At 70.4% G+C, this 25,616-nt stretch carries 30 protein-coding genes; 10 read left to right on the top strand and 20 right to left on the bottom strand.

Features of this window, described 5'->3' with window-relative positions:
• Positions 1–72: 72 nt before the first annotated feature.
• Entirely contained in the window at positions 73–264 is a 192-nt protein-coding gene (locus HUN08_RS15355; RefSeq protein WP_124247108.1) for a type II toxin-antitoxin system HicA family toxin, read from the top strand.
• Entirely contained in the window at positions 261–629 is a 369-nt protein-coding gene (locus HUN08_RS15360) for an antitoxin HicB (RefSeq protein ID WP_124247107.1), read from the top strand. Before HUN08_RS15355 ends, HUN08_RS15360 begins: the two co-directional genes overlap by 4 nt.
• 150 nt (positions 630–779) lie before the next feature.
• On the opposite strand, the gene HUN08_RS15365 is transcribed toward HUN08_RS15360, so the two are convergent.
• The 6 genes from HUN08_RS15365 to HUN08_RS15390 form a co-directional block, all read right to left on the bottom strand.
• Complete coding sequence (locus HUN08_RS15365; protein WP_124247106.1) at positions 780–1,001, bottom strand: helix-turn-helix domain-containing protein; 222 nt, start codon at positions 999–1,001, stop codon at positions 780–782.
• Between the two features lie 193 nt (positions 1,002–1,194).
• Positions 1,195–2,061 (bottom strand): pyrroline-5-carboxylate reductase, encoded by an 867-nt coding sequence (gene proC / locus HUN08_RS15370; protein ID WP_124247105.1) that lies wholly within the window; start codon positions 2,059–2,061, stop codon positions 1,195–1,197.
• A gap of 38 nt (positions 2,062–2,099) precedes the next feature.
• Positions 2,100–2,996: a thioesterase family protein gene (locus HUN08_RS15375; RefSeq protein ID WP_124247104.1), complete on the bottom strand. Its 897-nt coding sequence runs from the start codon at positions 2,994–2,996 to the stop codon at positions 2,100–2,102.
• Positions 2,993–3,889 carry a sugar phosphate isomerase/epimerase gene (locus tag HUN08_RS15380; RefSeq protein WP_124247103.1) on the bottom strand — a complete coding sequence of 299 codons (897 nt, stop codon included), beginning with the start codon at positions 3,887–3,889 and terminating at the stop codon, positions 2,993–2,995. The genes HUN08_RS15375 and HUN08_RS15380 overlap by 4 nt, the downstream gene beginning before the upstream one ends.
• The gene (locus HUN08_RS15385) at positions 3,886–5,169 is read right to left on the bottom strand and encodes a hypothetical protein (RefSeq protein ID WP_124247102.1); all 1,284 of its coding nucleotides are present in this window, start codon (positions 5,167–5,169) and stop codon (positions 3,886–3,888) included. The genes HUN08_RS15380 and HUN08_RS15385 overlap by 4 nt, the downstream gene beginning before the upstream one ends.
• A 26-nt stretch (positions 5,170–5,195) precedes the next feature.
• Positions 5,196–6,164 (bottom strand): Ppx/GppA phosphatase family protein, encoded by a 969-nt coding sequence (locus HUN08_RS15390; protein WP_165353468.1) that lies wholly within the window; start codon positions 6,162–6,164, stop codon positions 5,196–5,198.
• 98 nt (positions 6,165–6,262) lie between these two features.
• Between HUN08_RS15390 and HUN08_RS15395 the strand changes: the two genes are divergently transcribed.
• Complete coding sequence (locus tag HUN08_RS15395; protein ID WP_124247101.1) at positions 6,263–7,078, top strand: hypothetical protein; 816 nt, start codon at positions 6,263–6,265, stop codon at positions 7,076–7,078.
• Here the strand turns inward: HUN08_RS15395 and HUN08_RS15400 are convergent.
• The gene (locus tag HUN08_RS15400; protein WP_124247100.1) at positions 7,075–7,491 is read right to left on the bottom strand and encodes a PaaI family thioesterase; all 417 of its coding nucleotides are present in this window, start codon (positions 7,489–7,491) and stop codon (positions 7,075–7,077) included. The two genes, HUN08_RS15395 and HUN08_RS15400, sit on opposite strands and share 4 nt — an antisense overlap.
• A gap of 64 nt (positions 7,492–7,555) precedes the next feature.
• On the opposite strand from HUN08_RS15400, the gene HUN08_RS15405 reads away from it, so the two are divergent.
• The gene (locus HUN08_RS15405; protein ID WP_124247099.1) at positions 7,556–8,137 is read left to right on the top strand and encodes a TetR/AcrR family transcriptional regulator; all 582 of its coding nucleotides are present in this window, start codon (positions 7,556–7,558) and stop codon (positions 8,135–8,137) included.
• A gap of 3 nt (positions 8,138–8,140) precedes the next feature.
• Here HUN08_RS15405 and HUN08_RS15410 read toward each other — a convergent pair whose 3' ends face one another.
• From HUN08_RS15410 to HUN08_RS15440, 7 genes are all read right to left on the bottom strand, one after another.
• Positions 8,141–8,830 (bottom strand): response regulator transcription factor, encoded by a 690-nt coding sequence (locus HUN08_RS15410; protein WP_124247098.1) that lies wholly within the window; start codon positions 8,828–8,830, stop codon positions 8,141–8,143.
• Positions 8,827–10,107: a cell wall metabolism sensor histidine kinase WalK gene (locus tag HUN08_RS15415; protein WP_174900946.1), complete on the bottom strand. Its 1,281-nt coding sequence runs from the start codon at positions 10,105–10,107 to the stop codon at positions 8,827–8,829. Before HUN08_RS15415 ends, HUN08_RS15410 begins: the two co-directional genes overlap by 4 nt.
• An 85-nt stretch (positions 10,108–10,192) precedes the next feature.
• The gene (locus HUN08_RS15420) at positions 10,193–10,495 is read right to left on the bottom strand and encodes a GNAT family N-acetyltransferase (protein WP_124247097.1); all 303 of its coding nucleotides are present in this window, start codon (positions 10,493–10,495) and stop codon (positions 10,193–10,195) included.
• 38 nt (positions 10,496–10,533) lie between these two features.
• The gene (locus HUN08_RS15425) at positions 10,534–11,289 is read right to left on the bottom strand and encodes a phosphoglyceromutase (protein WP_301546756.1); all 756 of its coding nucleotides are present in this window, start codon (positions 11,287–11,289) and stop codon (positions 10,534–10,536) included.
• A gap of 15 nt (positions 11,290–11,304) precedes the next feature.
• Complete coding sequence (locus HUN08_RS15430) at positions 11,305–11,871, bottom strand: YbjN domain-containing protein (protein ID WP_124247095.1); 567 nt, start codon at positions 11,869–11,871, stop codon at positions 11,305–11,307.
• Entirely contained in the window at positions 11,868–13,193 is a 1,326-nt protein-coding gene (mshA, locus tag HUN08_RS15435) for a D-inositol-3-phosphate glycosyltransferase (RefSeq protein WP_124247094.1), read from the bottom strand. Before mshA ends, HUN08_RS15430 begins: the two co-directional genes overlap by 4 nt.
• 60 nt (positions 13,194–13,253) lie before the next feature.
• Positions 13,254–14,573, bottom strand: a complete 1,320-nt coding sequence (locus HUN08_RS15440) for a glycosyltransferase 87 family protein (protein ID WP_301546757.1) — start codon at positions 14,571–14,573, stop codon at positions 13,254–13,256.
• Between the two features lie 86 nt (positions 14,574–14,659).
• Between HUN08_RS15440 and HUN08_RS15445 the strand changes: the two genes are divergently transcribed.
• From HUN08_RS15445 to HUN08_RS15465, 5 genes are all read left to right on the top strand, one after another.
• Positions 14,660–15,913, top strand: coding sequence for a cytochrome P450 (locus HUN08_RS15445; protein ID WP_124247093.1), 1,254 nt, complete (start codon positions 14,660–14,662; stop codon positions 15,911–15,913).
• Positions 15,910–16,497 carry a TetR/AcrR family transcriptional regulator gene (locus HUN08_RS15450; RefSeq protein WP_124247092.1) on the top strand — a complete coding sequence of 196 codons (588 nt, stop codon included), beginning with the start codon at positions 15,910–15,912 and terminating at the stop codon, positions 16,495–16,497. The genes HUN08_RS15445 and HUN08_RS15450 overlap by 4 nt, the downstream gene beginning before the upstream one ends.
• Positions 16,498–16,599: 102 nt before the next feature.
• Positions 16,600–17,550 (top strand): zinc ABC transporter substrate-binding protein, encoded by a 951-nt coding sequence (locus HUN08_RS15455; RefSeq protein WP_124247091.1) that lies wholly within the window; start codon positions 16,600–16,602, stop codon positions 17,548–17,550.
• A 71-nt stretch (positions 17,551–17,621) separates the two neighbouring features.
• Entirely contained in the window at positions 17,622–18,350 is a 729-nt protein-coding gene (locus tag HUN08_RS15460) for a metal ABC transporter ATP-binding protein (protein WP_301547007.1), read from the top strand.
• Positions 18,343–19,182: a metal ABC transporter permease gene (locus tag HUN08_RS15465; RefSeq protein WP_124247089.1), complete on the top strand. Its 840-nt coding sequence runs from the start codon at positions 18,343–18,345 to the stop codon at positions 19,180–19,182. The genes HUN08_RS15460 and HUN08_RS15465 overlap by 8 nt, the downstream gene beginning before the upstream one ends.
• Here HUN08_RS15465 and HUN08_RS15470 read toward each other — a convergent pair.
• The 3 genes from HUN08_RS15470 to HUN08_RS15480 are packed head-to-tail and all read right to left on the bottom strand — an operon-like array spanning position 19,179 to position 21,917.
• Positions 19,179–19,808 (bottom strand): maleylpyruvate isomerase family mycothiol-dependent enzyme, encoded by a 630-nt coding sequence (locus tag HUN08_RS15470; RefSeq protein ID WP_124247148.1) that lies wholly within the window; start codon positions 19,806–19,808, stop codon positions 19,179–19,181. The two genes, HUN08_RS15465 and HUN08_RS15470, sit on opposite strands and share 4 nt — an antisense overlap.
• Before the next feature lie 22 nt (positions 19,809–19,830).
• Positions 19,831–20,325 carry a DUF2599 domain-containing protein gene (locus HUN08_RS15475; protein ID WP_124247088.1) on the bottom strand — a complete coding sequence of 165 codons (495 nt, stop codon included), beginning with the start codon at positions 20,323–20,325 and terminating at the stop codon, positions 19,831–19,833.
• Positions 20,325–21,917 (bottom strand): carboxylesterase/lipase family protein, encoded by a 1,593-nt coding sequence (locus HUN08_RS15480; RefSeq protein WP_301546758.1) that lies wholly within the window; start codon positions 21,915–21,917, stop codon positions 20,325–20,327. The genes HUN08_RS15475 and HUN08_RS15480 overlap by 1 nt, the downstream gene beginning before the upstream one ends.
• A gap of 35 nt (positions 21,918–21,952) precedes the next feature.
• On the opposite strand from HUN08_RS15480, the gene HUN08_RS15485 reads away from it, so the two are divergent.
• The gene (locus tag HUN08_RS15485; protein WP_124247087.1) at positions 21,953–22,705 is read left to right on the top strand and encodes a LamB/YcsF family protein; all 753 of its coding nucleotides are present in this window, start codon (positions 21,953–21,955) and stop codon (positions 22,703–22,705) included.
• 1 nt (position 22,706) lies between these two features.
• Here the strand turns inward: HUN08_RS15485 and rlmB are convergent, their stop codons facing one another.
• Genes rlmB through ispF form a run of 3 tightly spaced genes read right to left on the bottom strand, consistent with a single transcriptional unit; the run spans position 22,707 to position 25,616 of the window.
• Positions 22,707–23,660 carry a 23S rRNA (guanosine(2251)-2'-O)-methyltransferase RlmB gene (rlmB, locus tag HUN08_RS15490; RefSeq protein WP_124247086.1) on the bottom strand — a complete coding sequence of 318 codons (954 nt, stop codon included), beginning with the start codon at positions 23,658–23,660 and terminating at the stop codon, positions 22,707–22,709.
• A complete protein-coding gene (gene cysS, locus HUN08_RS15495) occupies positions 23,660–25,084 on the bottom strand; it encodes a cysteine--tRNA ligase (RefSeq protein ID WP_124247085.1) in 1,425 nt (474 codons plus the stop codon). The genes rlmB and cysS overlap by 1 nt, the downstream gene beginning before the upstream one ends.
• A gap of 49 nt (positions 25,085–25,133) precedes the next feature.
• A complete protein-coding gene (ispF, locus tag HUN08_RS15500; protein WP_124247084.1) occupies positions 25,134–25,616 on the bottom strand; it encodes a 2-C-methyl-D-erythritol 2,4-cyclodiphosphate synthase in 483 nt (160 codons plus the stop codon).

The following is a 25,616-nucleotide window of genomic DNA, read 5'->3' on the forward strand; positions in this document are numbered from 1 at the left end:
CTCCACCTTCCTAGGTAGATAGGTATATAGGTAGGCTAGACATTGCGTATTTAGTGGGGCTAAACTATAGTCATGGTCAAGCCGATGAAGTACAACGAACTCGCCGCGAAACTGCGGGCCGCCGGGTTCACCTCACGGCAAGGCAAGGGCGATCACCAGGTCTGGTCGAAGGGGAAGCACACCGTCGTCTTGACTCAAACCCGCGAAGTCTCACCCGGCCTGGTCCGCAAGGCACTCAAAGCCATCGAGGAGGAGGACAAGTGAACATCACCGCGACCGCACACCGTTGGGATCACGGATGGGAACTCTGGCTCAACGACGAAGCCGCCACCCAGGTCACCACCCTCGACAACGCCGTTGAGCAGGTGCGCGACTACCTCGACACCGTCGACCCGGACACCGATCACAGCGATTGGGAGATCACCATCGAACCCGCCATCGGCGACCTCGCCGACGCGGTACGTGCCGCACGCTCCGCAACCGTGCACGCATCTGAGGCTACCGTCGAAGCGGCTGCGAAGTCCCGCGCAGTCGCGCGCCAGCTTCGTGACGCCGGCTTCTCTGTCACCGATTCCGCGGCAATCCTTGGGGTCTCACGAGGACGCGTCTCCCAACTGGTCAAGACCTAAGACGTTTGAATGCCCACGCAGAACACACCCAGAGGCTGAGGCTGGCGCGCCTTCCCCTGCGTGGGCTGTCCTGGGTGGATGTCGACACGACGGAACCCCGGCCGAACACGGTGGCCGGGGTGGTCGAGGAGAAATAGTGTCGGCGTGCTTCTAGCCGACGTCGAAGTACGACGTCTCCAGATAGTCGTGGACCGCCTTGGCGTGTACGCGGAACGAACGTCCGACGCGCACGGCCGGGAGTTCGCCGTTGTGAACCAGGCGGTAGACGGTCATTTTGGAGACGCGCATAAGCGCGGCGACCTCGGCGACGGTGAGGAACTGCGATCCAGCCGCGTTGCCACCGTTGCGGTCACCAGAGTCTGCGGGTGCCATTGATACTCATACCTCTCACAGCACGAGTCGTGGCCGTTGGCTTCCCCTCCGACGGACATCTGACACGCACGTGCTGAAGGCAGCTTAGCGTGGCTGATGTGAAAATAGCGACGGGAGTTGCGGACAAGTATTGATTTGTTGCCGGAGTGTGGCCATTCTCGGCGAGTCACCTGGGACTTTGCTCGATTCCCTGCTATGTGCGGCCGTCGCGCCCATCTCCGCCGTTACCTGCGGAACCCTCAAGTTCTGATCGACGGCTGAGTTGAGCGCTCTTCGCCGCCGCCGCCGCGGTCGCCGAGTACATCGACGACCGCAGGCCGCCGCGCTCCAGCTCGATGATCGCCGCGGCCGTCGTACCCCCGGGCGAGGTCACCGCGGCCCGCAGGTCCACCGACGTCATCCCCGACTCGGTGAGCATGGCACCCGCGCCGCGGATCGTCTGCTTGGCCAACTCGGCCGCCTGGGCTCGCGAGAGCCCCAGGGCCACGCCGGCGTCGATCATCGACTCGGCCAGCAGGAAGACATAGGCCGGCCCCGACCCGGAGACGGCGGTGACCGCATCCATCAGACGCTCGGGCACCACCATCACCTTGCCCACCGCGGAGAGGAGGGAGCTGACCAGCTCGATCTGCTCGTCGGTCACGTAGCGGCCCGGCGAGATCGCGCTCATCGCCTCGTTCACCAGCAACGGCGTATTCGACATCACCCGGATGACCGGGGAGCCGGCCGGCAGGGCGTTCTCGTACTTGGCGGTCGGCAGCCCGGCGACCAGGGTGACCGTGACGCGCTCGGCGTCGTTGTTGTCCTCCACCCGCCCGATCTCGGCGAGCACCCCGTCGACCGCCTCGGGCTTCACCGCGATCACGACCACGCGCGCGTTCTCCACCGCGCCCGCGACGTCGGTGACCAACACCTTGTACTCGTCGGCGAGTTCGGCGGCCCGCGCCGCCGACCGCTCCACGACGACCAGGTCGCGGGCCTGCTTCCCGGCGGCCAGCAGCCCGGCGAGCAGTGCCTCGCCGATCTTGCCCCCGCCGATGATCGCGACGCGCTCCGACATTGACTCTCCGTTCCCCGGTTGCCTGATTCCGCTACACCCTAGTCCGACGGCGGCGTCTGCGGCCCGTCGACGGGCTTGGCCGGGATCAGCGCGAGCTGTCGCGACTGCCCCACCACCATGCCGGCCGCGTCCAGAACGGTGTGGTCGGACTCGAACATCCCGGCACCCACCTCGACGCTCGAGTTCTCGAAGCGGAGCCATCCGCCGTCGGGTTGGGCCGGGATGCGGCGCAGATAGGTCGAGAGCGTCACCGTCGGCGCCCAGCCGAACAGCCCCAGATTCATCACCACCGGCGGCGAGATGTCGCACATCATGGTGACGAACGGGAGGTCGGCGGCGCCATCCTTCGGCCGCACCCATCCGCGGATGGTCGGTGCGCCCTTCCCGCCCGACGCCGCGGGGAAGGTCGTCGGATCGAGGGCGAACTCGACGACCGGGTGCATGTGCATGACCGCCGTCATCGGGGAGCCCTCCAGGTGGAAGGCATCCGCGGGCGGCGCCGGCGGCATCTCCCGTAGTGGATGCGACGCCTGATCGCGCGGTTCCCCGCTGTCGAGCATGCCGAAGACCACCGACGAGGTGATCATCGCCGCCCCCTCCTGCACGAGGTCGACGTCGACGACCGAGACCGTGCGCCCCTGTTTCACCAGCCGGGCGACCAGCTCGACGTCGGCGGGGGCGGGCGCGCTGAGATAGGTGCTGGTGACCGCGACGGGCACCGGGGTCGTGCCGTCGGCCATCCGCAGCGGCGGGGCATCCAGACCGGCCCACTGGCAGTAGGCCGCGTGCGCCGCGTTGACGATCATCATCTGCGCCGACCCGCCGTGGACCTTCGGGCCGATCGTGAACACCGGGTCGATCGTCGCCCGATAGGTGAGTTCGCGGTCGGCCCGCGCGGCGACGGTCAACGCCAACACGTCGTCGAAAGGGCTCACGGGCGCCACTCCTGCAGGCTCAGATCGGGGCCGTCAACCACTCCGGGCCGCTTCAGATGGGTACGCGCGAAGTCCAGGGAGCGGGCCAGCATCGCGGCGCGCTCGTCCCGGGACCGCGCGCTGCTGGTGGTGACCTCGAGGACCACCGCCCCGTCGAAGTCGCTGGCCGCGATCCGACGGCAGATCTCGCCGCACGGCTGACCGCCGTCGCCGGGGATCAGATGTTCGTCATGGGCGGCACCGTCCCCGTCGGTGAGGTGCAGGTGCCGCATCCCCGAGGCCATCCGCTCGAACAATGCCAACGCATCCATACCGGCAGTGGCCGTGTGCGAGAGGTCCAGCGTGTAGTTGGCGTAGCCGTCGTCGGTCGGATCGATCGACTTGCCGAAGGCCGACGCCGACAGCCCGGCACTCCCGCCGCGGGCCTGCAGTCGGCGCACCGAGCGCTCCCCCGCGCCGAAGAACCGGTCGGCCCGCAGCGGGAACATGTTCTCCACGGCGACGGCGATGCCGCTGTCGGATTCCAATTCGCCCACCAGGTCGGAGAACGCGGCGACGTAGGCCCGCTGCCACCGGAACGGCGGATGGACGACGACGGTCGGGGCGCCGAGGGCGTCGGCGGCCTCGACGCATCTGGCCAGCTTGCGGATCGGGTCGCGCCCCCATACCCGCTGCGAGATGACCAGGCACGGCGCATGTATCGAGAGCACCGGCATCTGGTAGTCGTGCGAGAGCATCTCGACGCGGCGGATGTCCTGGCTGATGGGGTCGCCCCACACCATGACCTCCACCCCGTCGTATCCGAGGTCCGCGGCGTAGCGGAACGCCGCCTCGATGCCCTGCGGGTAGACCGAGGCGGTGGAGAGCCCGACCGGCACTTCCTCCAGGATCACGAGGTCGCCAGCAGGATCAGCGGCCCGATGGTGATGAAGAGCCCGACGCCCAGCGCGAGCAATGTGGTCGACAGGTCGTGCCTGCGGCGCACGACGTGGACCAGCGAGACGATGCCTGCGATCACGATCGCCGACAGCACCAGCGCGAAGTAGACGTTCCACCGCCACAGCTGGACGAAGCCCCAGAAGGCGGCCGCTCCCAGGACCAAGCCCGCGAGCATCTGCCCGATGACGATGACCCACTGCGTGCTGGCCGAGTGCTTCGACGCCAGGGGTGCCTCGTCGACGACATCCGCGGTCGACTTGCGCGCGAGGCGTCCGGAATCGACCGTCTCGGCTTCGGCCCGTCCGGCCCGCACCCGACGGGAGCGCCGCGCGTCCCGCGACTGCTCAGCCTGCTCCGTCTGGACGTCGACGATCTCCTCGTCGTCGGTCGTCGCCGCCGCATACACGGGCGGCGCGGTGGTGCGCTTGGTGCGCGACGGGGTGATCGCCGGGGCCGAGTCATCGGCGGCGGGCTCGGGCGACCGCCTGGGCTCGGCCGCCTTCGGTGCGACGAACCGGCCGGTGACGGGGTCGACGAGGGGTTGGTCCACCACCGGGATCGCATCCTCGTACAGGTCCTCGGCGTCGACCGGCACGAGCGAGGTGGTCTCCTCGGACGACGACGGGATCGCCCCGGTCGGCACCGCCGGAATGGCATTGGTCGTCTCGGCCGTCACCTCGATCACCGAGTCGGTGAACAGCGCGGTCGACTCCGGCTCCGGCTCGCCACCCGCGTCCTTGCCGCGTTTGCGCCGGCCGAACAGCCCCCGCTTGCGCTCGCCGGCGGACTCCTCGGTGGCGATCACATCGTCGAAGTTGCGATAGGACTCGAAGTCGACGTCCTCGTCGGTGCGCAGGAACGACCCCGTCTGCGGTTCTTGCGACGCCTCGACGGCCGCCGTCTGCGCCGTGGCGCCCTCGACGGCCGGGATGATGCCGGTCACCCGGTTCGACTCCTCGACGCTGGGCTCGCCCTCCTGGCCCGCCGCGGCGGCGGGTTGCCGATAGGCGGGCATCCCGCTGGCCGTGCGGGGCTCCACCCGCGCGGCCGGTGCGGCCGGGCCCGGGTCCGGCTGGGGTCGGACGGCGCGTTGCACCACCGGGTTGGCCGATCGGGGGAAAGCGACGCGCGGGATCTCGCCGGTGTCCGCAGCAGCGGCGGCAGCCGCGTCGCGGGTGCGTGCCAACAACTCCGAGACCGGGATGGGTCGGGACTCCGGATCATCCTTGGCCATTCGCCTACATCCTCACTTGTCGTCGGTCATCGCGGGCTGGTCGAGTCGAGCACGGGCAGTTCGTCGTCGAACGCGTCCGAATCCAAGCGGCGCAGAATCACTCCTTCTCGAAGCGCCCACGGACAGATATCGAGTGTATCTAGATCGAGCGCCCGCATAGCCGCCTCGGCGACCAGCGCGCCCGCCACCAACTGTCCCGCCCGACTCGCGTTGACACCTTCGAGATCGGCCCGATCGGCACGGGTCATCCGGGAGATGAAGGCGATGAGCTGACGCAGGCCGCTGGCGGTCAGTTGCCGCCGCACCCGCAGACCTGCACTCGACGGTGCCGCCCCGGTCAGGCGCGCCAGGCTGCGGAAGGTCTTCGACGACCCCACCGCCAGGTCGGGCGGGCCGGGGGCGCGCAGCTCGGCGGCCACCGGCTTCAGCTCGGCGTCGAGCCAGTCGCGCAACACGTTGATGCGCCGCCGGTCGGGCGGGTCGCCGGGTAGCCAGTCCCGGGTGAGGCGCCCGGCGCCCAATGGCACCGAGAGCGCGACGTCGGGCTCCTCGTCGACCCCGTTGGACATCTCCAGCGAGCCGCCACCGATGTCGAGCGCCAGGATCCGCCCGGCACTCCAGCCGTACCAGCGCCGTACCGCCAGCGACGTGAGCCGGGCCTCGTCGCGCCCGGACAGCACGCTGATCTCGACGCCGGTCTTCTCGCGGACCTCGGCCAGGACGTCGTCGCTGTTGGTGGCGTCGCGGACCGCCGAGGTCGCAAAGGCCATGACCTGCTCGCAGCCGGAGGTGCGCGCGATGCCGGTGAATTCGCCGATCGCGGTGATGAGATCGGCGGAGGCCTCCTCGGCGAGCCGTCCGTCCGGCTCGATCCGCTCGGCCAGCCGGAGCAGTGATTTCGTCGAACTCATCGGATTCGGGTGTCCCCCGCGGTGCGCATCGACCACCAACAGGTGGACGGTGTTGCTGCCGATGTCCAGAACTCCTAGTCGCACGTCTACCCACGGTAGTGGCTCGGCGGCGCCGACCGTGATTTGCCCGGGCGTGTCTCACCGACGGCATCATCCGGTCCGCACGGCACTAAGTTGGTGGGGTGCAGCCCGAAGCAGACCTCGATTTCCCGCGCGAATGGTATGAGTTCGCCGATCCCGCCGATCCCGAGCACTGGGTCCGGGCCGACCTGACGTGGTTGTGTTCGCACTGGACCTGCGTATTCGGCACCCCCGCGTGCGCCGGGATCGTCGCCGGCCGCCCCGACGACGGGTGCTGCACGCACGGCGCCTACCTGTCCGACGCGGACGACCGGGCCCGCCTGGAAGCCGGTGTCGCGATGCTGGCCCCCGACGACTGGCAGTTCGCCGACATCGGCGGCGGCGCGGACCCCCTGGGCCCGGACGGCTACCTGATCGAGGACGAGAACGACGGCGAGCCGGCCCTCAAGACGCGGGTCCACGAGGGGGCGTGCGTCTTCCTGAACCGTCCCGGGTTCGCACGCGGTCCCGGGTGCGCGCTGCACGCGATGGCGCTGCGCAAGGGTCTCGAGCCGCTGACCGTGAAACCCGACGTGTGCTGGCAGCTGCCGGTGCGGCGGACCCAGGAGTGGGAGGAGCGCCCGGACGGGACGCAGATCCTCGTCGACACCATCACCGAATACGACCGCCGGGGCTGGGGCGAGGGCGGGCACGATCTGGCCTGGTACTGCTCCGGTTCGCCCGACGCGCACGTGGGCGCGAGCCAGGTGTGGGAGTCCTACGCGCCCGAACTCACCGAGCTGATCGGCGCCGCGGCCTACGCCGAACTGGCCGCGGTCTGCCGTCGCCGCGCCGGGCTGGGCCTGATCGCCGTGCACCCGGCCACCGCCGCGGCCACCGATCGGCGCGAGACCGACATCAAGTACGAGATCCTCTAGGCGCGGGTCGCCACCGCCGAGCCCTGCCCGGCGGCACAGGTACGGGCCGTCCCGTCGGGCGCGATCTCCTCGACGGTCACGGTCGCGACCGCGCGCCGCCCGGCATGTGCGGTGACCGTCGCGGTGGCGCGCAAGACCCCGTCGCGTGCGGCGGCGAGGTAGCTCACCGTCAGCCCCGCGGTGACGATGCCCGCCCCCAGCACGGTGCCGCAGGCGAAGGTCAGCGTGTTGTCGACGAGGTAGGACAGCACCCCGCCGTGCACCACGCCGAACTGTTGGCGGTGGCGATCGGCGATGTCGAGCTCCAGCACGGCCTCGCCCGGTTCGAAGCGGGTGAGCCGCGCGCCGATCAGGTCGTTGAACGGCTGGGCGGCGAGGATCTCCTCGCCGACGCTCAGTGGAATAGCGGTCATTCGTGCACCCTCCCAATTTTTAGAGTGTTAACTCTATAACTGGTTCAGAGCATACACTTCACGCATGGGTCGGCCGGCGAAACACAGTGCCGACGACCTGATCGACGCGGCGATCGAGATTTTCGCGGCGCACGGCATCCGCGCCGTGACGTTGGGCGCCGTGGCCGAGGCGACCGGGGCGTCGAACGGCTCGGTCTACCACCGATTCCCCGACCGACCCTCACTGCTGGCCCAGATGTGGCTCCGCACCTCTCGCCGCTTCCAGGACGCCTACCGCACCCGGCTCGGCGAACCGACGATCGAGCGGGGTATCGCGACCGCGGCATGGGTCGTCGACTGGTGTCGGGACAACCCGGCCCAGACCCAGGTGCTGGCGGCCGGCGCGCGGACGTTCAACCCCGACGAGTGGCCCGAATCGGCGCAGACCGGCGACGACATCGAGCAGGTGGTGCGGGCATACGGCCGCGACGTCATCACGGCCCTGGCCCCGCATACGCGGGCGACTCCCGATCAGATCCTCTTCGCGCTGCTGGAACTACCCATCGCCGTCGTCCGCCGCGCGCTGCAGAGCGGCCACACCCCCGGCGAGCGCGAAGAGGAACTGATCCGCGGCCTCGCCGAGGTCATCCTGCGCCAGCCGGGCTGACTCTCAAGCCTCGAGCTTGTACCCCAGCCCGCGCACGGTCAGCAGATAGGTGGGCGACGACGGGTCCGGCTCGATCTTCGAGCGGAGCCGTTTGACGTGGACGTCGAGCGTCTTGGTGTCGCCGACGTAGTCCGCGCCCCAGACCCGGTCGATCAGCTGCCCGCGGGTGAGGACCCGCCCGGCGTTGCGCATCAAGAACTCGAGCAGGTCGAACTCCTTGAGCGGCAGCGTGATCGACTCGCCGTTCACGCTGACCGTGTGCCGGTCGACGTCCATCCGGACCGGACCGGCCTCCAACACGCCGTCGACGAGCTCGTCGTCACCCACGGCATCATTGCCGCGGCGCAGCACCGCGCGGATCCGCGCGATCAGTTCGCGCGCCGAGTACGGCTTGGTCACGTAGTCGTCGGCGCCGAGTTCGAGCCCGACCACCTTGTCGATCTCGCTGTCGCGGGCGGTCACCATGATGACCGGCACCGACGAGCGGGCGCGCAACGCCTTGCACACCTCGGTACCGGACATCCCGGGGAGCATCAGGTCGAGCAGGACGATGTCGGGGTTGACGCGGTCGAAGGCCGTCAGGGCGGCCGCGCCGTCGTTGATGACGCTGGCCTCGAACCCCTCCTTGCGCAGGAGGAACGCCAGCGGGTCGGCCAGCGATTCCTCGTCTTCGACGATGAGAACGTGGGTCACAGAACTTCCTCTTCTCTCAGATGGCTGGTTGTCTCCGAGGCGTCGGACGCGTCGTCGGCGTCCACCGGTGCCTGCGGAACGGTGAGGGTGAAGGTGGAGCCCGTCCCGGGACGGCTCCACACGCTGATACTGCCGGAGTGGTTCGCGGCGACGTGCTTGACGATCGCCAGCCCCAACCCGGTGCCGCCGGTCAGGCGCGACCGGGCCTTGTCGACGCGGAAGAACCGCTCGAACACCCGCTCCTGGTCGGCCGGAGCGATCCCGATGCCGCGATCGGTCACCGCGATCGCCACCATCGGCTCCTCCCCGTCCTCGGCGGGTTCGACGACCCGACGGCTCACCGACACCACGGTGCCGGCCGGCGAATAGGCGATCGCGTTGGACAGCAGGTTGGTCAGGGCGGTGATCAGCAGCGGGCGATCGCCCATCACCGCCATCCCCGACGACTCGTCCTGCGTCAGCGTGATCTGGGCGGCCTCCGCCGGGATCTGCGAGGCGTCCAGCGCCTCCCCGATGAGGGAGTCCACATCCACCGGCTCGAACTCCGGGGTCTCGCCGCCCTGCAGACGGGACAGGGCGATCAGCTCGGAGACGAGGTTGCCCATCCGCTTGCTCTCCGAGGCGACGCGCGAGCCGAAGTGCCGGACCGATTCGGGGTCGTCGGCCGATTCCAGCAGTGCCTCGGCGAGCAGTCCGATCGCCCCGACCGGCGTCTTGAGTTCGTGGCTGACGTTGGCGACGAAGTCTCGTCGGGTGGCCTCCACGCGCACGTTCTCGCTGTCGTCGTCGCCGAAGACCAGGATGAACCGCACCCCGGCCCGCTCGACATACCGCGCGAGACAGCGCACCGAGAGAACCGGGTGGGCCGCCGCCGCACGGGCGGTGGCCAGGAATCCGGCGGTGGTCGGCGGCGGGACGAACTCGAAGCGCACATCCTCGCCGGAGGCGAGCACCTGCGCTGCCCGCTCGGCGACGACCTCGTTGAGCTCGTTCTCGACGACCAGGCCGAGCTTGACCGCGGCCTCGTTGAACAGCGAGAGGTCGCCGCTCTCCTCCACCACGACGACGCCGTGCTCGGAGCGCCGCACGATCATACGTAGCAGCTCGCTGCGGTCCTGCGGGGTGAGGCTTTCGGGCTGGGGCGGAGCCGCCGGGAGCACGGAAAGCGGCGTGATGGGCTCGTCGAAGAGGAAGACGGGCTGACCGAAGACGAGCCGACCGATGGCGAAGCCGACGAGCACAGCGGCGATCGCCGTGACGATCAGGACAACGGTCACACCACAAGAGTACGACGGGAGGTGGCGCAACTCCCAGCCGGAAAGGCTAAATTCGACCCCCGTTTACCCGCCGTTGGCGCGGTGGTCAGCCGCGCTCGCGGACCAGGTCCGCATACTCGGGGTGTTTGGCGACATACCCCTGGATGTAGCTGCACACCGGCACGATCTTCTTGCCGTTGGCACGGGCGTCGTCGAGGACGTACTTGGCCAGCTCAGCGGCGAATCCGCGGCCGCTGAACTGATCGTGGACGACGGTGTGGGTCAACACCAGGGTGTCCGGCTCGCTCATGTAGTCGATATACCCCACCGACAGATCCGAGCCCCCCTCGTCGAGGTGAGCCTCGTAGCGTTCGCGGGCAGGTTGGTGCTCGATACGAAGGTCAGCCATAACGCCACCCTAGCCGCACACAAACGGTGTCGCCAGAGCTACTTCTGACCCTGCGCGGCAACCGCGGCGGCACCGGCGGCGGCGGCCTCCGGATCGAGGTAGACACCCTTTCCGGTGGGCCGGCCGGCATCGTCGAAGTCGTAGCGCAGCGGGTTGCCGGTGGGGATGTTGAGTTCGGCGATATCGGCGTCGGAGATGCCCTCCAGATGCTTGACCAGGGCGCGCAGCGAGTTGCCGTGCGCGGCGACCAGCACGGTCTTGCCCGCGCGCAGATCCGCGGCGATGACCTCCGTGTAATACGGGATCAGGCGGGTGACCACGTCCTTGAGGCATTCGGTCAGCGGCACCTGCGGCAGGTTCGCGTACCGGGGATCACCGGTCTGGCTGTACTGCGAATCCGGGTCGATCGGGGGCGGCGGGGTGTCGTAGCTGCGGCGCCACAGCATGAACTGCTCGTCGCCGTACTTCTCCTTGGTCTCGGCCTTGTTCAGCCCCTGCAGCGCGCCGTAGTGGCGCTCGTTGAGGCGCCAGTCGCGCACCACCGGGATCCAGTGGCGATCGGCCGTGTCGAGGGCGATCTGCGCGGTGATGATCGCGCGGCGCAGCAGCGACGTGTAGAGCACGTCGGGCAGCAGGTCGTGCTCGACGAGCAGTTCCCCGGCCCGGACCGCCTCGGCGCTGCCCTTCTCGGTCAGCGGGACGTCGACCCAGCCGGTGAACTGGTTGGAGGCATTCCACGCGCTCTCGCCGTGGCGCATCAAGATCAGGGTGCCGTTGCTGCTCATGGCTGTCATCTTCGCACAGCGCGATCAGGCGGGCGGGGTGGGCCGGTACTGCTCCGGCAGCGGCTCGCCCGGTGCGGGCAGCGATTCCTTGTCGATGAGATGCTCGAAGGCGAGCAGGTTGTGCAGGGGTTCGCGCCGCGACACCCGCCAGGCCCATTCGCGCCGGATCGACGTGGCGAACCCGAGTTCGAGGAGCACGTTGAAATCGCCGTCGGCGGCCTCGAGGACCTGGCCGAGCACCCGGTCCAACTCGTCCGGGGTCAACGCCTCGGAACTGATCTGCCCGACGAGGTAGACGTCGCCGATGTTGTCGACGGTGTAGGCCACCCCGTACAGGCGGCGGTTGCGCTGCAACAGGTACTTGTACACGCCGACGTGGTTCTCGTCGGGCTGGCGGCAGACGAAGGCCTCGACCCGCGCACCGTGCCCGGTGGCCGTCAGCAGCACCGTCGTCTTCAGCTTCTTCTCCCCCGGCAGTTCCAGGACGACGTGCTCGCCGTCGGGTCCGCCCGACGACTTGCGGCTGTACTCGATGTCGCGCTGCGTCAGCGCCGATTCGAGAAGTCGGAGGTTGCCCGCGGCGTCGGTCATAGCTGAACTCCTTGTCGGCCGCGCCGGCGCCACCGCACGCGGGCGGGTCGACCCGGCCCCGGGTGCGCGGCGCGGGACTCGACGGCATGTGCGTACGACGCCAACAGTCCGTCGGCGGTGCGATCCCACGAGAACCTTTCCGCATGCTCCCGGGCGGCGATCCCCATCGCCGCCAGCCGATCACGGTCGGCGAGCAGCTTCTCCAGCGCATTGCTCCACTGCACCACCCCGTGGCCGTCGACGAGGACGCCGGTCCGCCCGTCGGCGACCGCCACCCCGAGTCCGCCGACGTCGGCCGCCAGCACCGGGGTACCGCAGGCCTGCGCCTCGATCGCGACGAGGCCGAAGCTCTCCGAGTAGCTGGGCACCGCGACCACGTCCGCGGCGCGGAAGACCTGCACCAGCTGCTGCGGCGGCTGCGGCGGCAGGAAGGTCACCCGGTCGGCGATACCGAGTTCGCCGGCCAAGTCGGCCAGCGCCGTCGGGTGTTCGCGCCCCGTTCCCGACGGGCCGCCGGCGATCAGCACCCGCAGCGGCACGCTCCCCCGCTGCCGGGCGGCCTCGATGAGCGGAGCGGCCGCGCGCAGCAGCACGTCGGGGGCCTTGAGGGGTTGGATGCGTCCCACGAAGGCCACGACCGCCTCGTCGGGATCCAAACCGAGCGCGGCGCGCGCCCGCGCCCCCGACCCCGGTGTGAAGCAGTCCAGATCGGCCCCCGGGGCCACGACGTCGATCTTGCCCGGATCGGCGTGGTACATCGACTCGAGTTCGCCGGCCTCGGTCGCGGTATTGGCGACCAGGCGATCGGCGACGTCGACGACCTGCTGCTCCCCGATGATCCGCAGACGCGGCTCCTCGGTGTCCCCGTCGGCCAGGGCGGCATTCTTGACCGCGGCCAGGGTATGGGCCGTATGCACCAGCGGCACCCCCCAGCGCGCCGCCGCCAGCCATCCCACCTGGCCCGAGAGCCAATAGTGCGAGTGCACGAGGTCGTAGTAGCCGCTGGCCTGGGCCGCCTCCGCGCCGAGGACCTCGGCGGAGAAGCCGCACAGCTGGGCGGGCAGGTCCGCCTTGTCGAGACCCTCGAACGGACCGGCCTGGACGTGGCGCACCAGGACACCCGGGGCGGCGTGCACGAGAGGTTCGTCCGACGAGGAGGTCGCCCGGGTGAAGATCTCGACGGCGACACCGCGACGCGCCATGCGCAGCGCCGTCTGCCACACGTAGACATTCATCCCGCCGGCGTCGCCGGTCCCGGGTTGCGCCAGGGGCGAGGTGTGCACCGAGATCACCGCGATCCGGCGCGGTAGCGCGCTAGGCATGGATCCACCTTAGCGCCGCGCCCCGGATCAATCCGGTTCGCTCGCCCGGCGCCGAGGAGACTAGGCCCGCTCGCTTCGCTCCCGGCGCGCAAACGGTTCGGCCCGCTCGCTTCGCTCCCGGCGCCGGGTCCACCAGAGGGTGACGGCGAGGGTCGCGAGGAAAATCAGCAGATACGAGGCGGAGCCGAGGACGGCGAGCACCGCCTTTCCGCCGTGGGCGGCCGGATCCCACAGCACCCGGTAGCTGCCCACCCGCCACACCAGGCGCCCGTTGAGCGGGAGTTGCACCCGCCACACGAAGCCGCCGATGCCGATGCCGATCGGCGCCAGCCACCAGGCCCACGTCCGCGGGCGGTCGCGGTGCGCCGCGTCGCCGGCGGTGACCACCGCGATGAGCATCAGCGGGACCAGCCACACCCAGTGGTGGCCCCAGCTGAACGGCGAGACGGCACAGGAGGTCATCCCGGCAACGGTGATGCCGAGCATCGTCGCGCCGACCCGATCGGCCCGCCAGACCGTGTAGAGCCCCACCACGGCCGCCACCGCGGCGGCGAAGACCCAGGTCCAGGTCGGCACATGCCACAGGCCGAGTTCGGACATCCGGGCGAATACGCCGTGGATCGACTGGTTCGGCGGATCGGATTCGACACCGATGTGGTCGGTGTCGTCGGCCGAGCGGGTCCAATAGCTCCACGCCTGGCCCCGCAGCACCACGAGGCCGATCACCACCGTCGCCGCGAACACGCCCAGCGCGGTGACCGCCGCGCGCCACCGGCGGGTGACGGCGAAGTAGGCCACGAAGAACAGCGGGGTCAGCTTGATCCCGCCGGCCAGACCCACCCCGATGCCGCGCCACCGGCCCATCGGCAGCGTCAGACACCCGACGACGAGCACGGCGAGGAACAGGTTGACCTGGCCGTTGTAGATCGTGGTGTGCACCGGTTCCAGCAACGTCGACGCGATGGTGGCCGCGACGGCGGTGACCCAGAACCGCCGATCGGCCCGGAAGCCGAGGGCGCGCAGGATGAGGACCACGAAGACGAACAGCGCGACGCCGTTGAGCACCTGGACGAGGCGCACGGCGTGGAGTTGGCTGATCAATCCGAGCGGCACCATCACCAGCGCGGCGAAGGGCGGATAGGTGTACCACCACCAGCGGTACACCGGCTCGTTGTAGAGCGAACGGCCGTCGAGGACGGCACGGGCGCCGCCCCGGTACACCCGGGTGTCGACGCCGTTGGTGAAGATCCCGTAGCCGTGGGTCAGCGGGATGACCAGCAGATGCCACGCGAGCGCGGCGACGGCCGCCGCACAGACGACGGCGACGACGCCCGTCGTCAGCGTGCGCAGCGCAGGGGCCTGCCCGTCGATCCTGGTCACGGCGCGAGAATACGCCGCTCGCACGCCGCGTTCAGCGGTGGACGCGCACCATTGACACTTTTAGCGATATGTCTTATTTTTCAGACATGAATACCATTGTGTCCCACGACACACCGCGCTACCGGCTGCGGTCGGCGGACACCTGGCGCGATCCGTTCCCCATGTACGACGAGCTGCGGGCCGACGACCCGGTGCATCGCGTCACCACGCGGACTCGGCGCGCGGGCGACCCCGGCGAGTACTGGGTCCTCACCCGCCACGCCGACGTCTGGGCGGCGGCCAACGATGCCGCCACCTTCTCCTCGGCCGACGGTCTCACCGTCGCCTATGGCGAACTCGAGGCCATCGGAATGGTCGACAACCCGCCGCTGGTCATGCAGGACCCACCGGCGCATACCGCGTTCCGCAAGCTGGTGGCCCGCGGATTCACACCCAAACAGGTCGTCGACGTCGAGCCCCGGGTACGCGCTTTCGTCACCGAGCGCCTCGACGCGATCGCCGACCGCCGCGACGCACCGGCCGACATCGTCGCCACCCTGTTCAAGCCGCTGCCGTCGATGGTGGTCGCGCACTACCTGGGCGTCCCCGAGGAGGATTGGCCGCGGTTCGACGGGTGGACGCAGGCGATCGTCGGCGCCACGTCGAGCGGCACGCCGACCGGCGCCGGGGACGCGACCGCCGAGATGCTGGCCTACTTCGGCGAACTCGTCGGGTTCCGCCGCAGCCATCCGGGCGACGACACCGTGTCCGCACTGGTGGACGCCGGCCTCGCCGACGACCCGCAGGGTCTGGTCTCGATCCTGGCCTTCGCCTTCACGATGGTCGCCGGCGGCAACGACACGACGACCGGGATGCTCGGCGGCAGCGTCGAACTCCTCGCCGCACATCCCGCGCAGCGGCGCCTGCTCGTCGACGATCCGGCGCGCACCGGCCCGGCCGTGGAGGAACTGCTGCGACTGACCTCCCCGGTGCAGGGGTTGGCCCGCACCACCACCCGCGACGTCGACTATCCCGACACCCCGCGCGGACCGGTCACCATTCCCGCCGGCCGCAAGGTGCTGCTGTGCTACGCGGCGGCCAACCGCGACCCGGAAAAATTCGGGCCCGACGCGGCGCAGCTGAGGGTCGAGCGGGAACCCCGGTCGATCCTCACCTTCAGCCACGGCAACCACCATTGCCTGGGGGCCGCCGCGGCACGGATGCAGTCGCGGGTGGCGCTGACCGAGCTGCTCGCTAGATTTCCCGATTTCGACGTCGACCCGGACGGGATCACCTGGGCGGAGGGCAATTACGTCCGACGCCCGGACTACGTGCCCTTCTATCCGGGAGCCCGTCGGTGACGACCGACGCCACCACCGACGACCGCTGGCGGACCCGGCGCACCGATGCCGCCGCACAGCGCATCCTCGACACCGCCGAAGAGCTCTATGCCGTGCACGGCGTCGACGGGGTGACCATGCGCGCACTCGCCGAGGCGATCGGCTGTTCCCGGGCCACGCTCTACCGCTATTTCCCCAGCCGCGAAGCCGTGCAAGCCGCCTTCGTCGAGCGCTCCGCCCGCCGCGTGGCACGTGCGGTCGCGAACGCGCCGGCGGCGACGGACCCGGGCGAACGACTGGTGGCGGCGGTGACGACGGCTCTGCGCCTCGTGCGCGGCAATGCCGCCTTCGCCAACTGGTTCTCACCGGACGCGCCCGCCACGGGCGCGGCCATCGCCGCCCTCTCCCCGGTGATCGACGAACTCGCCCGCGGCTTCCTGCGCGGCATCGACCCGGGGATGGACGAGCCGGTACTCGCGCAGCGCTCGCGCTGGCTGGTCCGCGTGATGCTCTCGCTGCTGGGCAACCCGGGGGGCACCGTCGACGAGGAGGCCGCGCTGCTGCGCACCTTCGTCGTGCCGGTCGTCGTCGGGCGCGACGTATAGGCGCGGACCTATTTGTGCGCACCCCGGGCGGCCACTATCTTCGGGAACGGTTTTCATTTAGCGGTTCCCGCCCGGGCCGTTACCCCTTGAAGTGAGGTTCCAGTGCGTCGTTCCGTCCGCCTCTCCGCCATCGCCGCCGGCGCGGCCCTGCTGCTCACCGCGGCCGTCTCGGGTTGCTCGAGTACCGACAACTCCAACACCTCGCCCGCCACCGGCCCGGTCATCGTGACGTCCACCGATGTCTGGGGGGCGATCGCGAAGTCCGTCGCGGGCGACCACGCCACCGTCAAGGTGCTGTTCACCTCTGCCACCGGCGACCCGCACGAGTTCACCCCGTCGGCAGCCGATTCCGCCCAGATCGCCGACGCGAACATCGTCCTGCTGAACGGTGCGCACTACGACCAGTACCTGACCGACGCCCAGAAGGGTAAGGACGCGACGGTCATCGACGCGGCCGCCTTCGCCGGGATCACCGGCGCCGACCACGCCGACGAGCACGGCGCCCATGTGCACCACGGCTCGAAGCAGCCCAACGAGCACGTCTTCTACAACTTCACCGCCGTCCGCCGCGTCAGCGGCGCGCTGGCCGACGCGCTGAGCAAGCGCGCCCCCGACCACGCCGCCGACTTCCGCCGCAACGCCGAGGGCTTCGGCAAGGAGATCGACGGCCTGCAGGCCAAAGTCGACGCGATCGCGGCGAAGCACCGCGGCACCAAGGTCGTCCAGACCGAGCCCCTCGGCGGTTACCTGCTGCAGGCCGCCGGCCTGGTCGACGCCGCTCCCCCGGCCTTCACCGCCGCCGTCGAGGAGGGCGAGTCGCCCTCGGCCGCCGACCGCGCCGCCCTCGACGACCTGCTGACCTCGCACACCGCCAAGGCGCTGCTGTACAACGCCCAGTCCACCGACGACGTGACCGTCGCCGTGCGCACCACCGCCGAGAAGGCCGGCGTCCCCGTCGTCACCATGACCGAGACGCTGCCGCAGGGCGTCACGTCGTACACGCAGTGGCAGGGGGCGCAGATCGACGCCCTCGCCCAGGCTCTCGACAAGTGACATCCGAACCGAATAGCACCGGAAACCCGGTAGCGCGACTCGTCGACGTCGATCTCGACGTCGGCGGTCGCGTGTTGTGGCGGGGTCTGACCCTGTCCATCGCGCGGGGCGAGTTCATCGCGGTCCTCGGCCCGAACGGGTCGGGCAAGACCTCGCTCCTGCGTCTGCTCCTGGGCCAATTGGAGCCGGCCGCCGGCTCCGTCGAAACCACCGACCGGATCGGTTACGTCCCCCAGCAGCACGCCGACGACGCGGATCCGCTGGCCGTGCGCGGTCGCGACCTCGTCGGATTCGGGGTCGACGGCGGCGCCTGGGGCATCGGGCTGCGCGGCAAGACCCGTCGTCGCAGACTCGTCGACGACGCGCTGGCGCAGGTGGATGCCGCGGCCTTCGCCAACCGGCCGTTCGGCCTGCTGTCCGGCGGCGAGCAGCAGCGGCTGCGCGTCGCGCAGGCCCTCACCCGCGACCCCGAGCTGCTCCTGTGCGACGAACCGCTCTCCAGCCTGGACCCCGGGAGCGGACAGCGCGTCCTGGAACTGCTCGACCAGCGCCGCCGCAGCGCCGACACCTCGCTGATATTCGTCACCCACGAGATCAACCCGGTGCTGCCCTACGTCGACCGCATCCTGTACCTGGCCGGCGGTCGTTTCGTGATCGGCACCCCCGACGAGGTGATGACCACCGAGGTGCTCTCGGCGCTGTACGGCAGCCGGGTCGACGTGACCCGCATCGGCGGTCGCCTGATCGTGTTGGGCGCGGAGGACGCGCACCACTGCGAGAACGAGGCGGCGGGTGTCTGACTTCTTCGACTTCGCGACGACGTGGGATCTACTCGGACGCGACTTCGTCATCCAGGCGATCATCGCGCTGGCCCTGCTGGGCCTGCTCGGCGGTGTCCTGTCGCCGCTGATCGTCACCCGGCAGATGTCCTTCGCCGTCCACGGCATCAGCGAGTTGACGGTGACCGGTGCGGCCGCGGCCCTGCTGGCCGGGGTGAGCGTGAACGCCGGCGCGACCGTCGGCGCGATAGCCGCGGCGCTGACATTCGGCCTGCTCGGCAACCGGGCGCGGGAGCGCGATTCGGTGATCGGCGTCGTCATGGCCTTCGGCCTCGGTCTGGGCGTGCTGTTCCTGGCCCTGTACGGTCGCGGCGCCCAGGCGGGATTCGCACTGCTCACCGGTCAAGTCGTCAGCGTCGGCAGTGAGGGCGTGGTCGCGATCGCGATCACCACCGCGATCGTGCTCGCGATCCTCGCCGTGATCTACCGACCCCTCCTGTTCGCCTCGGTCGACCCGCGCGTCGCCCTGGCCAACGGCGTGCCGGCGAAGACGCTCTCGGTCGTCTTCGCGTTCGCGATGGGCCTGGCCTGCTCCCAAGCAGTCCAGGTGATCGGCGCGCTGCTGGTCATGTCGCTCGTCATCACGCCGGGTGCCGCCGCGATGCGCATCTCGTCGAATCCCACCGTCGTCACGCTCGTCGCCATCGTCTTCGCGGAGGTGGCGGCCATCGGCGGCCTGATCCTCTCCCTGGCACCGAGACTCCCGGTATCGGTCTTCGTCACGACGATCTCGTTCCTGATCTACATCGCCTGCCGCTGGCTCGGCCGCAACCGCGTCCGCGGCCGGACCTAGCCCTCCCCGAGGCGTTCGCGCAGGATCGGCACGCCCGGACCCGACAGCGCGTCGGTCACCCCGCGCCGGCCGGCCACCGCCATCAGGATGGCCTCGCCCGGGCCGGCCACCGCCGGTCCGCGGCCCGCCCGCCAGGCGAGGTCCTCGGCGACCAGTGTCAATCCCCGTGTCCGACGCCGGGCGTGGATCGGCGGCGCGAACAGGGCGAAGTCGAGTGCCGGGACCAAACGCTCGGCGGGGATCTCCCGCGGCCTTCCAAGTGGGCGGCGGATGTCCTGTTGGTGGATCATGCAGTCCAGCAACGCGATTCGGCTGCCGAACGCGGTGGGCAATCCCGACGGCGTCAGGTGTCGCCGCAGCAGGTCCAGCAGCTGCTCCGGTCCGACGCCGACCATCGCGTCGAGCCCGTCGTCGTTGGCGCGGTCGAACCGGAAGAGGTTCCGCCCGAACCTGGCCACCATCGCGGCGGTGGTCAACTCGTCGTAGCTGAGGTGATGGGCGACGACGTCACGGACCGACCACCCCGCGCACAGCGACGGTGAATCCCACTCCTCCTCCGTCAGGGAGCCGAGCAACTCGGCCAGGCTGGAGCGCTCGTCTCGGGCGAGCTTCTTCACGCTGCGCATCGTCGGGAGGTGGCGGGTCACGCTATTCCTCCGGCGCGCCCGGGTTGCATCGCGAGGCGATCATCTGGTCCTCGGTGACCACCGGCCGCGTCGGCTCCAGATTCCACGACGGCTTGTCGGGCTGCACCGCACGCGCCCACACCCAGTGGCAGTCGAACTGAGCCCGCATACCGGGCGAATGCGCCGAGAACTGCTCGTAGCGCCCCGACTTGGCAAGCACCTCGCGCCAGGCCTTGCCCTGCGCGTCGGGCGAGGTGACGCGGCGACCAGCGGGAGTCGGATACACCTGCAGGCTCGGGCCCACCGAGGTCTGCACCCATTGCGTCCGCGCGATGTAGGGCGGCGGGAGGTAGACGACCGTCGAGGACGATGCGTCGACGCCGGTGGAGGCGGGTGCGGCAGCGGGCCCGCCGCCGATCGTCGTGTCGACCGGGTCCCGGTCCGACGACCCACCGCACCCGGCTAGCACCCCCGCCGCCAGGAGGAGGGCGCCGACCGCGGCCGCCTTCGCCGCCATCAGGCCGGGACGAGCCCGTGCGCCCGCATCCACGCCTCGCGGCGCTGCGGGTAGGGGTCGCGCACCATTCGCGAGTGGATGTCGAAGACCATCGTGTCCCGGTGGCCCGCGTCGTAGCGCGACCACTGCAGCTCCGGCGATCCGGTGCGCGCGAAGGCGGTCCAATGCCCCTGCATCACGCGCGTCATCTTGCCCGTCGCGCGCCAATCGCCGACGGCCAGACCCGCGCCGATCGCGGTGCGGAAGGCGCCGAAGACGGAGAACAACTCGGTGGCGTGGGTGGCCCGCATACCGCTGGCCCGCAGCACCTTGGTGTCGAAGTCGTAGCGGTACACGTAGGTCGGGTTGCCCGCCGCCGCGTGTCCCTCGGCGAAGGCGATCGCCGGTCCCCAGAACACCGAGTCGCCCAGCATGTGGACCGGGTCGCCGCCGCGGTGCCCCTCGCTGTAGGCGGCCATCAGCGCGGCGCGGTGCTCGACGTCGTTGACGCCGAGGAAGACGTCCTCGCCCTGCGGGAAGATGCCCTCGAGCTGGTCGCGGTCGTCGCCGGGCAGCATGGCCGCGCCGCGGGTGAACAGCAGCGCCTCGTCCCGGTTGGTGCCGATGATCAGCGGCACCCGGTGGGTGTTGCCGTCGCGCGCAGCCTGGTTCGGCTCCTGCGGCAGATACTCGGTGCCGAAGGTCGGGCCGAATGGGAGGAATTCGCCGGTACCCGACTGCGGCGAGTAGGCAGTCAACGCCTTGCTGACCTTGTGCAACTGCCACGCGGTCGCGCTGTGCAGCAGTTCGCGCGCACGCTGCGGGTCGACGGGGGCGCCGCCGCTGCCCGCCCGGTAGGACGGGTCGTCGAGCATCTTGACGAACTCCTGCCCGAAGTGGGCGGCGGCCTGCGCCGAGATGTTCAGCTCGTTGGCCGGGCTCTGCGCGATGGCCCGGTGGAACAGCCCCTTCGCCGCCGGCGTCGCGAGCAGCGCGGTCACCGACGATCCGCCCGCGCTCTCACCGAAGACGGTGACGTTGTCCGGGTCGCCGCCGAACGCGGCGATGTTGGCCTGCACCCATTCCAGCGAGGCCACCTGGTCGCGCAGGCCCAGGTTGTCGTCGATCGGGCGGTCCGGCGAGCCGAACTCGGTGAAGTCGAGGTAGCCGAACGGGCCGAAGCGGTACTGGACCGTCACGACGACCACGTCGCCGGCCTTCGCCAGCAACGACGCGTCGTACAGCGGTGTGGCCGTCGCGCCCAGGAGGTACGCGCCGCCGTGGATGAAGACCATCACCGGGCGCGGTGCCGCGCTGATCCGATCCGGCGAGAAGACGTTGAGCGTCAGGCAGTCCTCGCCGGTGGGCTGGAACCGGCCGGGGCCGACCGCCGTGTAAATCTTGTCCTGGACTTCGGCCGTCCCGTACGAGTCGGCGGCGAAGGTGCCCGACCAGGGCTGCGCGGGCTGGGGGGCGCGGAACCGCAGCGGCCCGACCGGCGGAGCGGCGAAGGGGATGCCCTTCCAGCTGATCGTCCCGGCCCGAGTGCGCTTGCCGCGCACGCCCACCACCGGGCCCTGCGCCGTGGTGATGGTGTCATTCATCGCTGTCATGGTTATCCAGGGTAATCCCCCTATCATCGGAAGGCGTGGCCCGCACTATCGATTTGAACGCCGACCTGGGTGAGGGCGTTGGCGACGACGAGGCGATGCTGACCGTCGTGACCAGCGCCAACGTCGCATGCGGCTTCCATGCCGGGTCGCCGACGATCCTGTCCAGAACGTGTCGGGCGGCACACGGCGCCGGGGTCGCGATCGGGGCCCAGGTGTCCTATCCCGACCGTGCGGGATTCGGACGCCGGCACATGGCGATGGACGCGGAGGACCTGCGCGCGGACGTCGTCTACCAGATCGGGGCGCTGCGGGCGCTGGCCGCGACGGCCGGTGCGCCGGTCAGCTACGTGAAGCCGCACGGCGCGCTCTACAACACCGTGGTCTCCGACGAGGAGCAGGCCGCGGCCGTCGTCGCCGCGGTGCTCGACGTGGACCCGGCCCTGGCGGTGATGGGGTTACCGCAGTCGACGATCCTGGCCCTGGCCCGCGACGCCGGTCTGCCGACGATCACCGAGGCCTTCGCCGACCGCGGCTACCGGCCCGACGGCACGCTGGTCCCGCGCACCGAGCCGGGGGCGTTGCTCACCGATTCGGCGCTGATCTCCCGCCGGGTCGTCGACCTCGTCACCACCGGGACGCTCGTCGCCGTCGACGGTTCGACGATCACCGTCGACGCGGAGTCGATCTGTCTGCACGGCGACACCCCTGGTGCGGTCGAGCACGCCCGTGCGACCCGGGATGCGCTGCGGGCCGCCGGGGTCGATCTGGCGCCGATCCGGCGCACCTGAGCTAGGCCTGGCGGCGCTGGCGGGCGAAGTCGGCCAGCACGACCCCCGCGGCGACCGAGGCGTTGAGGCTCTCGACGTCGCCGGCCATCGGGATGGCCAGGACCGAGTCGCAGGTCTCGCGCACCAGGCGGGACAGCCCCTTGCCCTCGGAGCCGACGACGACCACCGTCGGGCCGGTGCCGTCGTAGTCGTCGAGGCTGACCGCGCCCTCGGTGTCGAGGCCGACGATCTGCGCCCCGGACTTCGCCCAGTCCTTGAGCGTGCGGGTCAGATTCGGCGCCTGCGCGACGGGCAGCCGCGCCGCCGCCCCCGCGCTGGTCCGCCACGCCACCGCGGTGACGCTGGCGCTGCGCCGCTGCGGGATCAGCACGCCGTGACCGCCGAAGGCGGCAACCGAGCGGATGACCGCCCCCAGGTTGCGCGGGTCGGTGATGTTGTCCAATGCCACCAGCAGCGGCGGCCGGCCGGAGTCGATCGCCGCGGCCATCAGGTCGTCGGGGTGGGCGTAGGAATACGCCGGCACCTGCAGGCCGATGCCCTGGTGCAACCCGTTCGACGACATGCGGTCGAGTTCGTTGCGGGTGACCTCGAGGATCGAGATACCCTTTTGTCCGGCCAGCTGCACCGCCTCGGTGACCCGCTCGTCGGCCTCCATGCCGGTCACCAGGTACAGCGCGGTCGCCGGGACGCCCGCGCGCAGGCACTCGACGACGGGATTGCGGCCGAGCACGTACTCGGGGGCGTCGTCGTCCCGGGCCGGGCGTCGGCGGTTCGGCGCCTGCTTCTGCGCCGCGACCTTGCGCTTGTGAGCGGCGTGGTAGACGCGGTCCTCCGCCTTCGGGGTGGCGCCGCGCGCCTCGAGTCCGCGGCGGCGCTGACCGCCCGATCCGACGACCTGCCCCTTCTTCGTCCCCGACTTGCGCACCGCGCCGCGCCGCTTGGAGTTTCCGGCCATCACGCACCTTCCTTCGGTTTACCGGCGCGAGCCGAGTCGTCTGTATGCAGCGACCACTGGGCGCCGTCGGGGGTATCGGTCACTTCGACGCCGGCCGCGGCCAGGCGGTCGCGCACCTCGTCGGCGACGACCCAATCCTTGTCGGCCCGCGCCTTTGCCCGACGGTCCAGATCGGCCCGCACGAGGACGTCGAGGGCGTTGTGTGCCGCCGGGTCCTCGCGTCCGTTGGCCCAGTTCGCCGCCATCGGGTCGACGCCGAGGATGTCGCACATCGCGCGCACGGAGGCCGCCACCTCAATGGCCGCGTCGGTGTCGCCGTTCTCCAGGGCGGTGTTGCCCGAGCGGACGGCGTTGTGGATCACCGCGAGGGCCGCCGGTACGCCCAAATCGTCGTCGAGCGCCGCGGTGAACTCCGGTGTCACGGTGCCCACCGGTACCGATCCGCACCGCGAATCCACCCGTCGCACAAAGGCTTCCAGTCGACGGTAGGCGGTGGCCGCCTCCTGCAGCGCCCCCTCCGAATACTCCAGCATGGAGCGGTAGTGGGCGCTGCCCAGGTAGTAGCGGAGCTCGACGGGGCGCACCTTGCGCAGCATCTCCGGGATGGCGACGACGTTGCCGAGCGACTTGCTCATCTTCTCGCCGCTCATCGTCACCCAGCCGTTGTGCAGCCAGTAGCGGGCGAACGGGTCGCCGGCGCCGACGCTCTGGGCGATCTCGTTCTCGTGATGGGGGAAGACCAGGTCCATGCCGCCGCAGTGGATGTCGAACTCGGGACCGAGCAGCCCGGTCGCCATCGCCGAGCACTCCAGGTGCCAGCCGGGGCGTCCCGGACCCCACGGGGTGTCCCACGACGGCTCGCCTGGCTTGGCGGCCTTCCACAGCGTGAAGTCGCGCGGGTCGCGCTTGCCGGTGCCCGCGCTCTCCCCCTGGTGCACGTCGTCGAGCTTGTGGCCGGAGAGGGAGCCGTAGGAGGGCAGGCTCTGCACGTCGAAGTAGACGTTGCCGTCGGCGACGTAGGCGTGGCCGCGGTCGATCAGCCGCTGCATGTAGACGATCATCTGCGGCACGAAGCCGGTGGCGCGCGGTTCCGCCGACGGCGGCAGGACTCCGAGCGCGCGATAGGCGTCGTCGAAGGCGCGCTCGTGGGTTGCGGCCCACTCCCACCACGGGCGGCCCGCCTCGTCGGCCTTGCGCAGGATCTTGTCGTCGATGTCGGTGACGTTGCGGACGAACAGCACGTCGTTGCCCTGATGGGCGAGCCAGCGGCGCAGCACGTCGAAGGCGATGCCGCTGCGGACGTGCCCGATGTGCGGCACCCCCTGCACCGTCGCCCCACACAGGTACACCGTCACCCGTCCGTCGTGCAACGGGCGGAACTCGCGCAGCTCGCGCGCAGCGGTGTCGTACAGGCGTAGGGTCACGACCTGCGATCCTACCGGGCGTCGCGGGTCGCGCGCGGGCCCACCGCCGTCAGTGCTCGGCGGTGCGCGGCGCCGCGTCGACCAGGGCCGTCGCCATCGCCGCAATGCCTTCGCCGCGCCCGGTCAGCCCGAGGCCGTCGGTCGTCGTCGCGGAGACCGAGACCGGCGCCCCCAGCGCCGCCGAGAGAACCCCCGCGGCCTCCTCGCGGCGGGGACCGATCCGGGGCCGGTTGCCGATGACCTGCACCGCCCCGTTGACGACGACGAGTCCCGCCTCGCTCACGAGTGCCGCGACGTGCTCGAGCATGCGGACCCCGGAGACGCCGTCCCATTCGGATCGACCTGTACCGAAGACGCTGCCGAGGTCGCCGAGCCCGGCGGCGGACAGCACCGCGTCGCAGAGGGCGTGGGCCCCGACATCCCCGTCGGAGTGCCCCTCGCAGCCGTCGTCGTCGGGGAAGTGCAGGCCGACCAGCCAACAGGGCACGCCCCGCGCGATCTTGTGCACGTCGCTACCGATGCCGACTCGCAT

Origin of the sequence: Gordonia sp. X0973 (assembly GCF_013348785.1) — a bacterium.
Taxonomy (GTDB): Bacteria; Actinomycetota; Actinomycetes; order Mycobacteriales; family Mycobacteriaceae; genus Gordonia.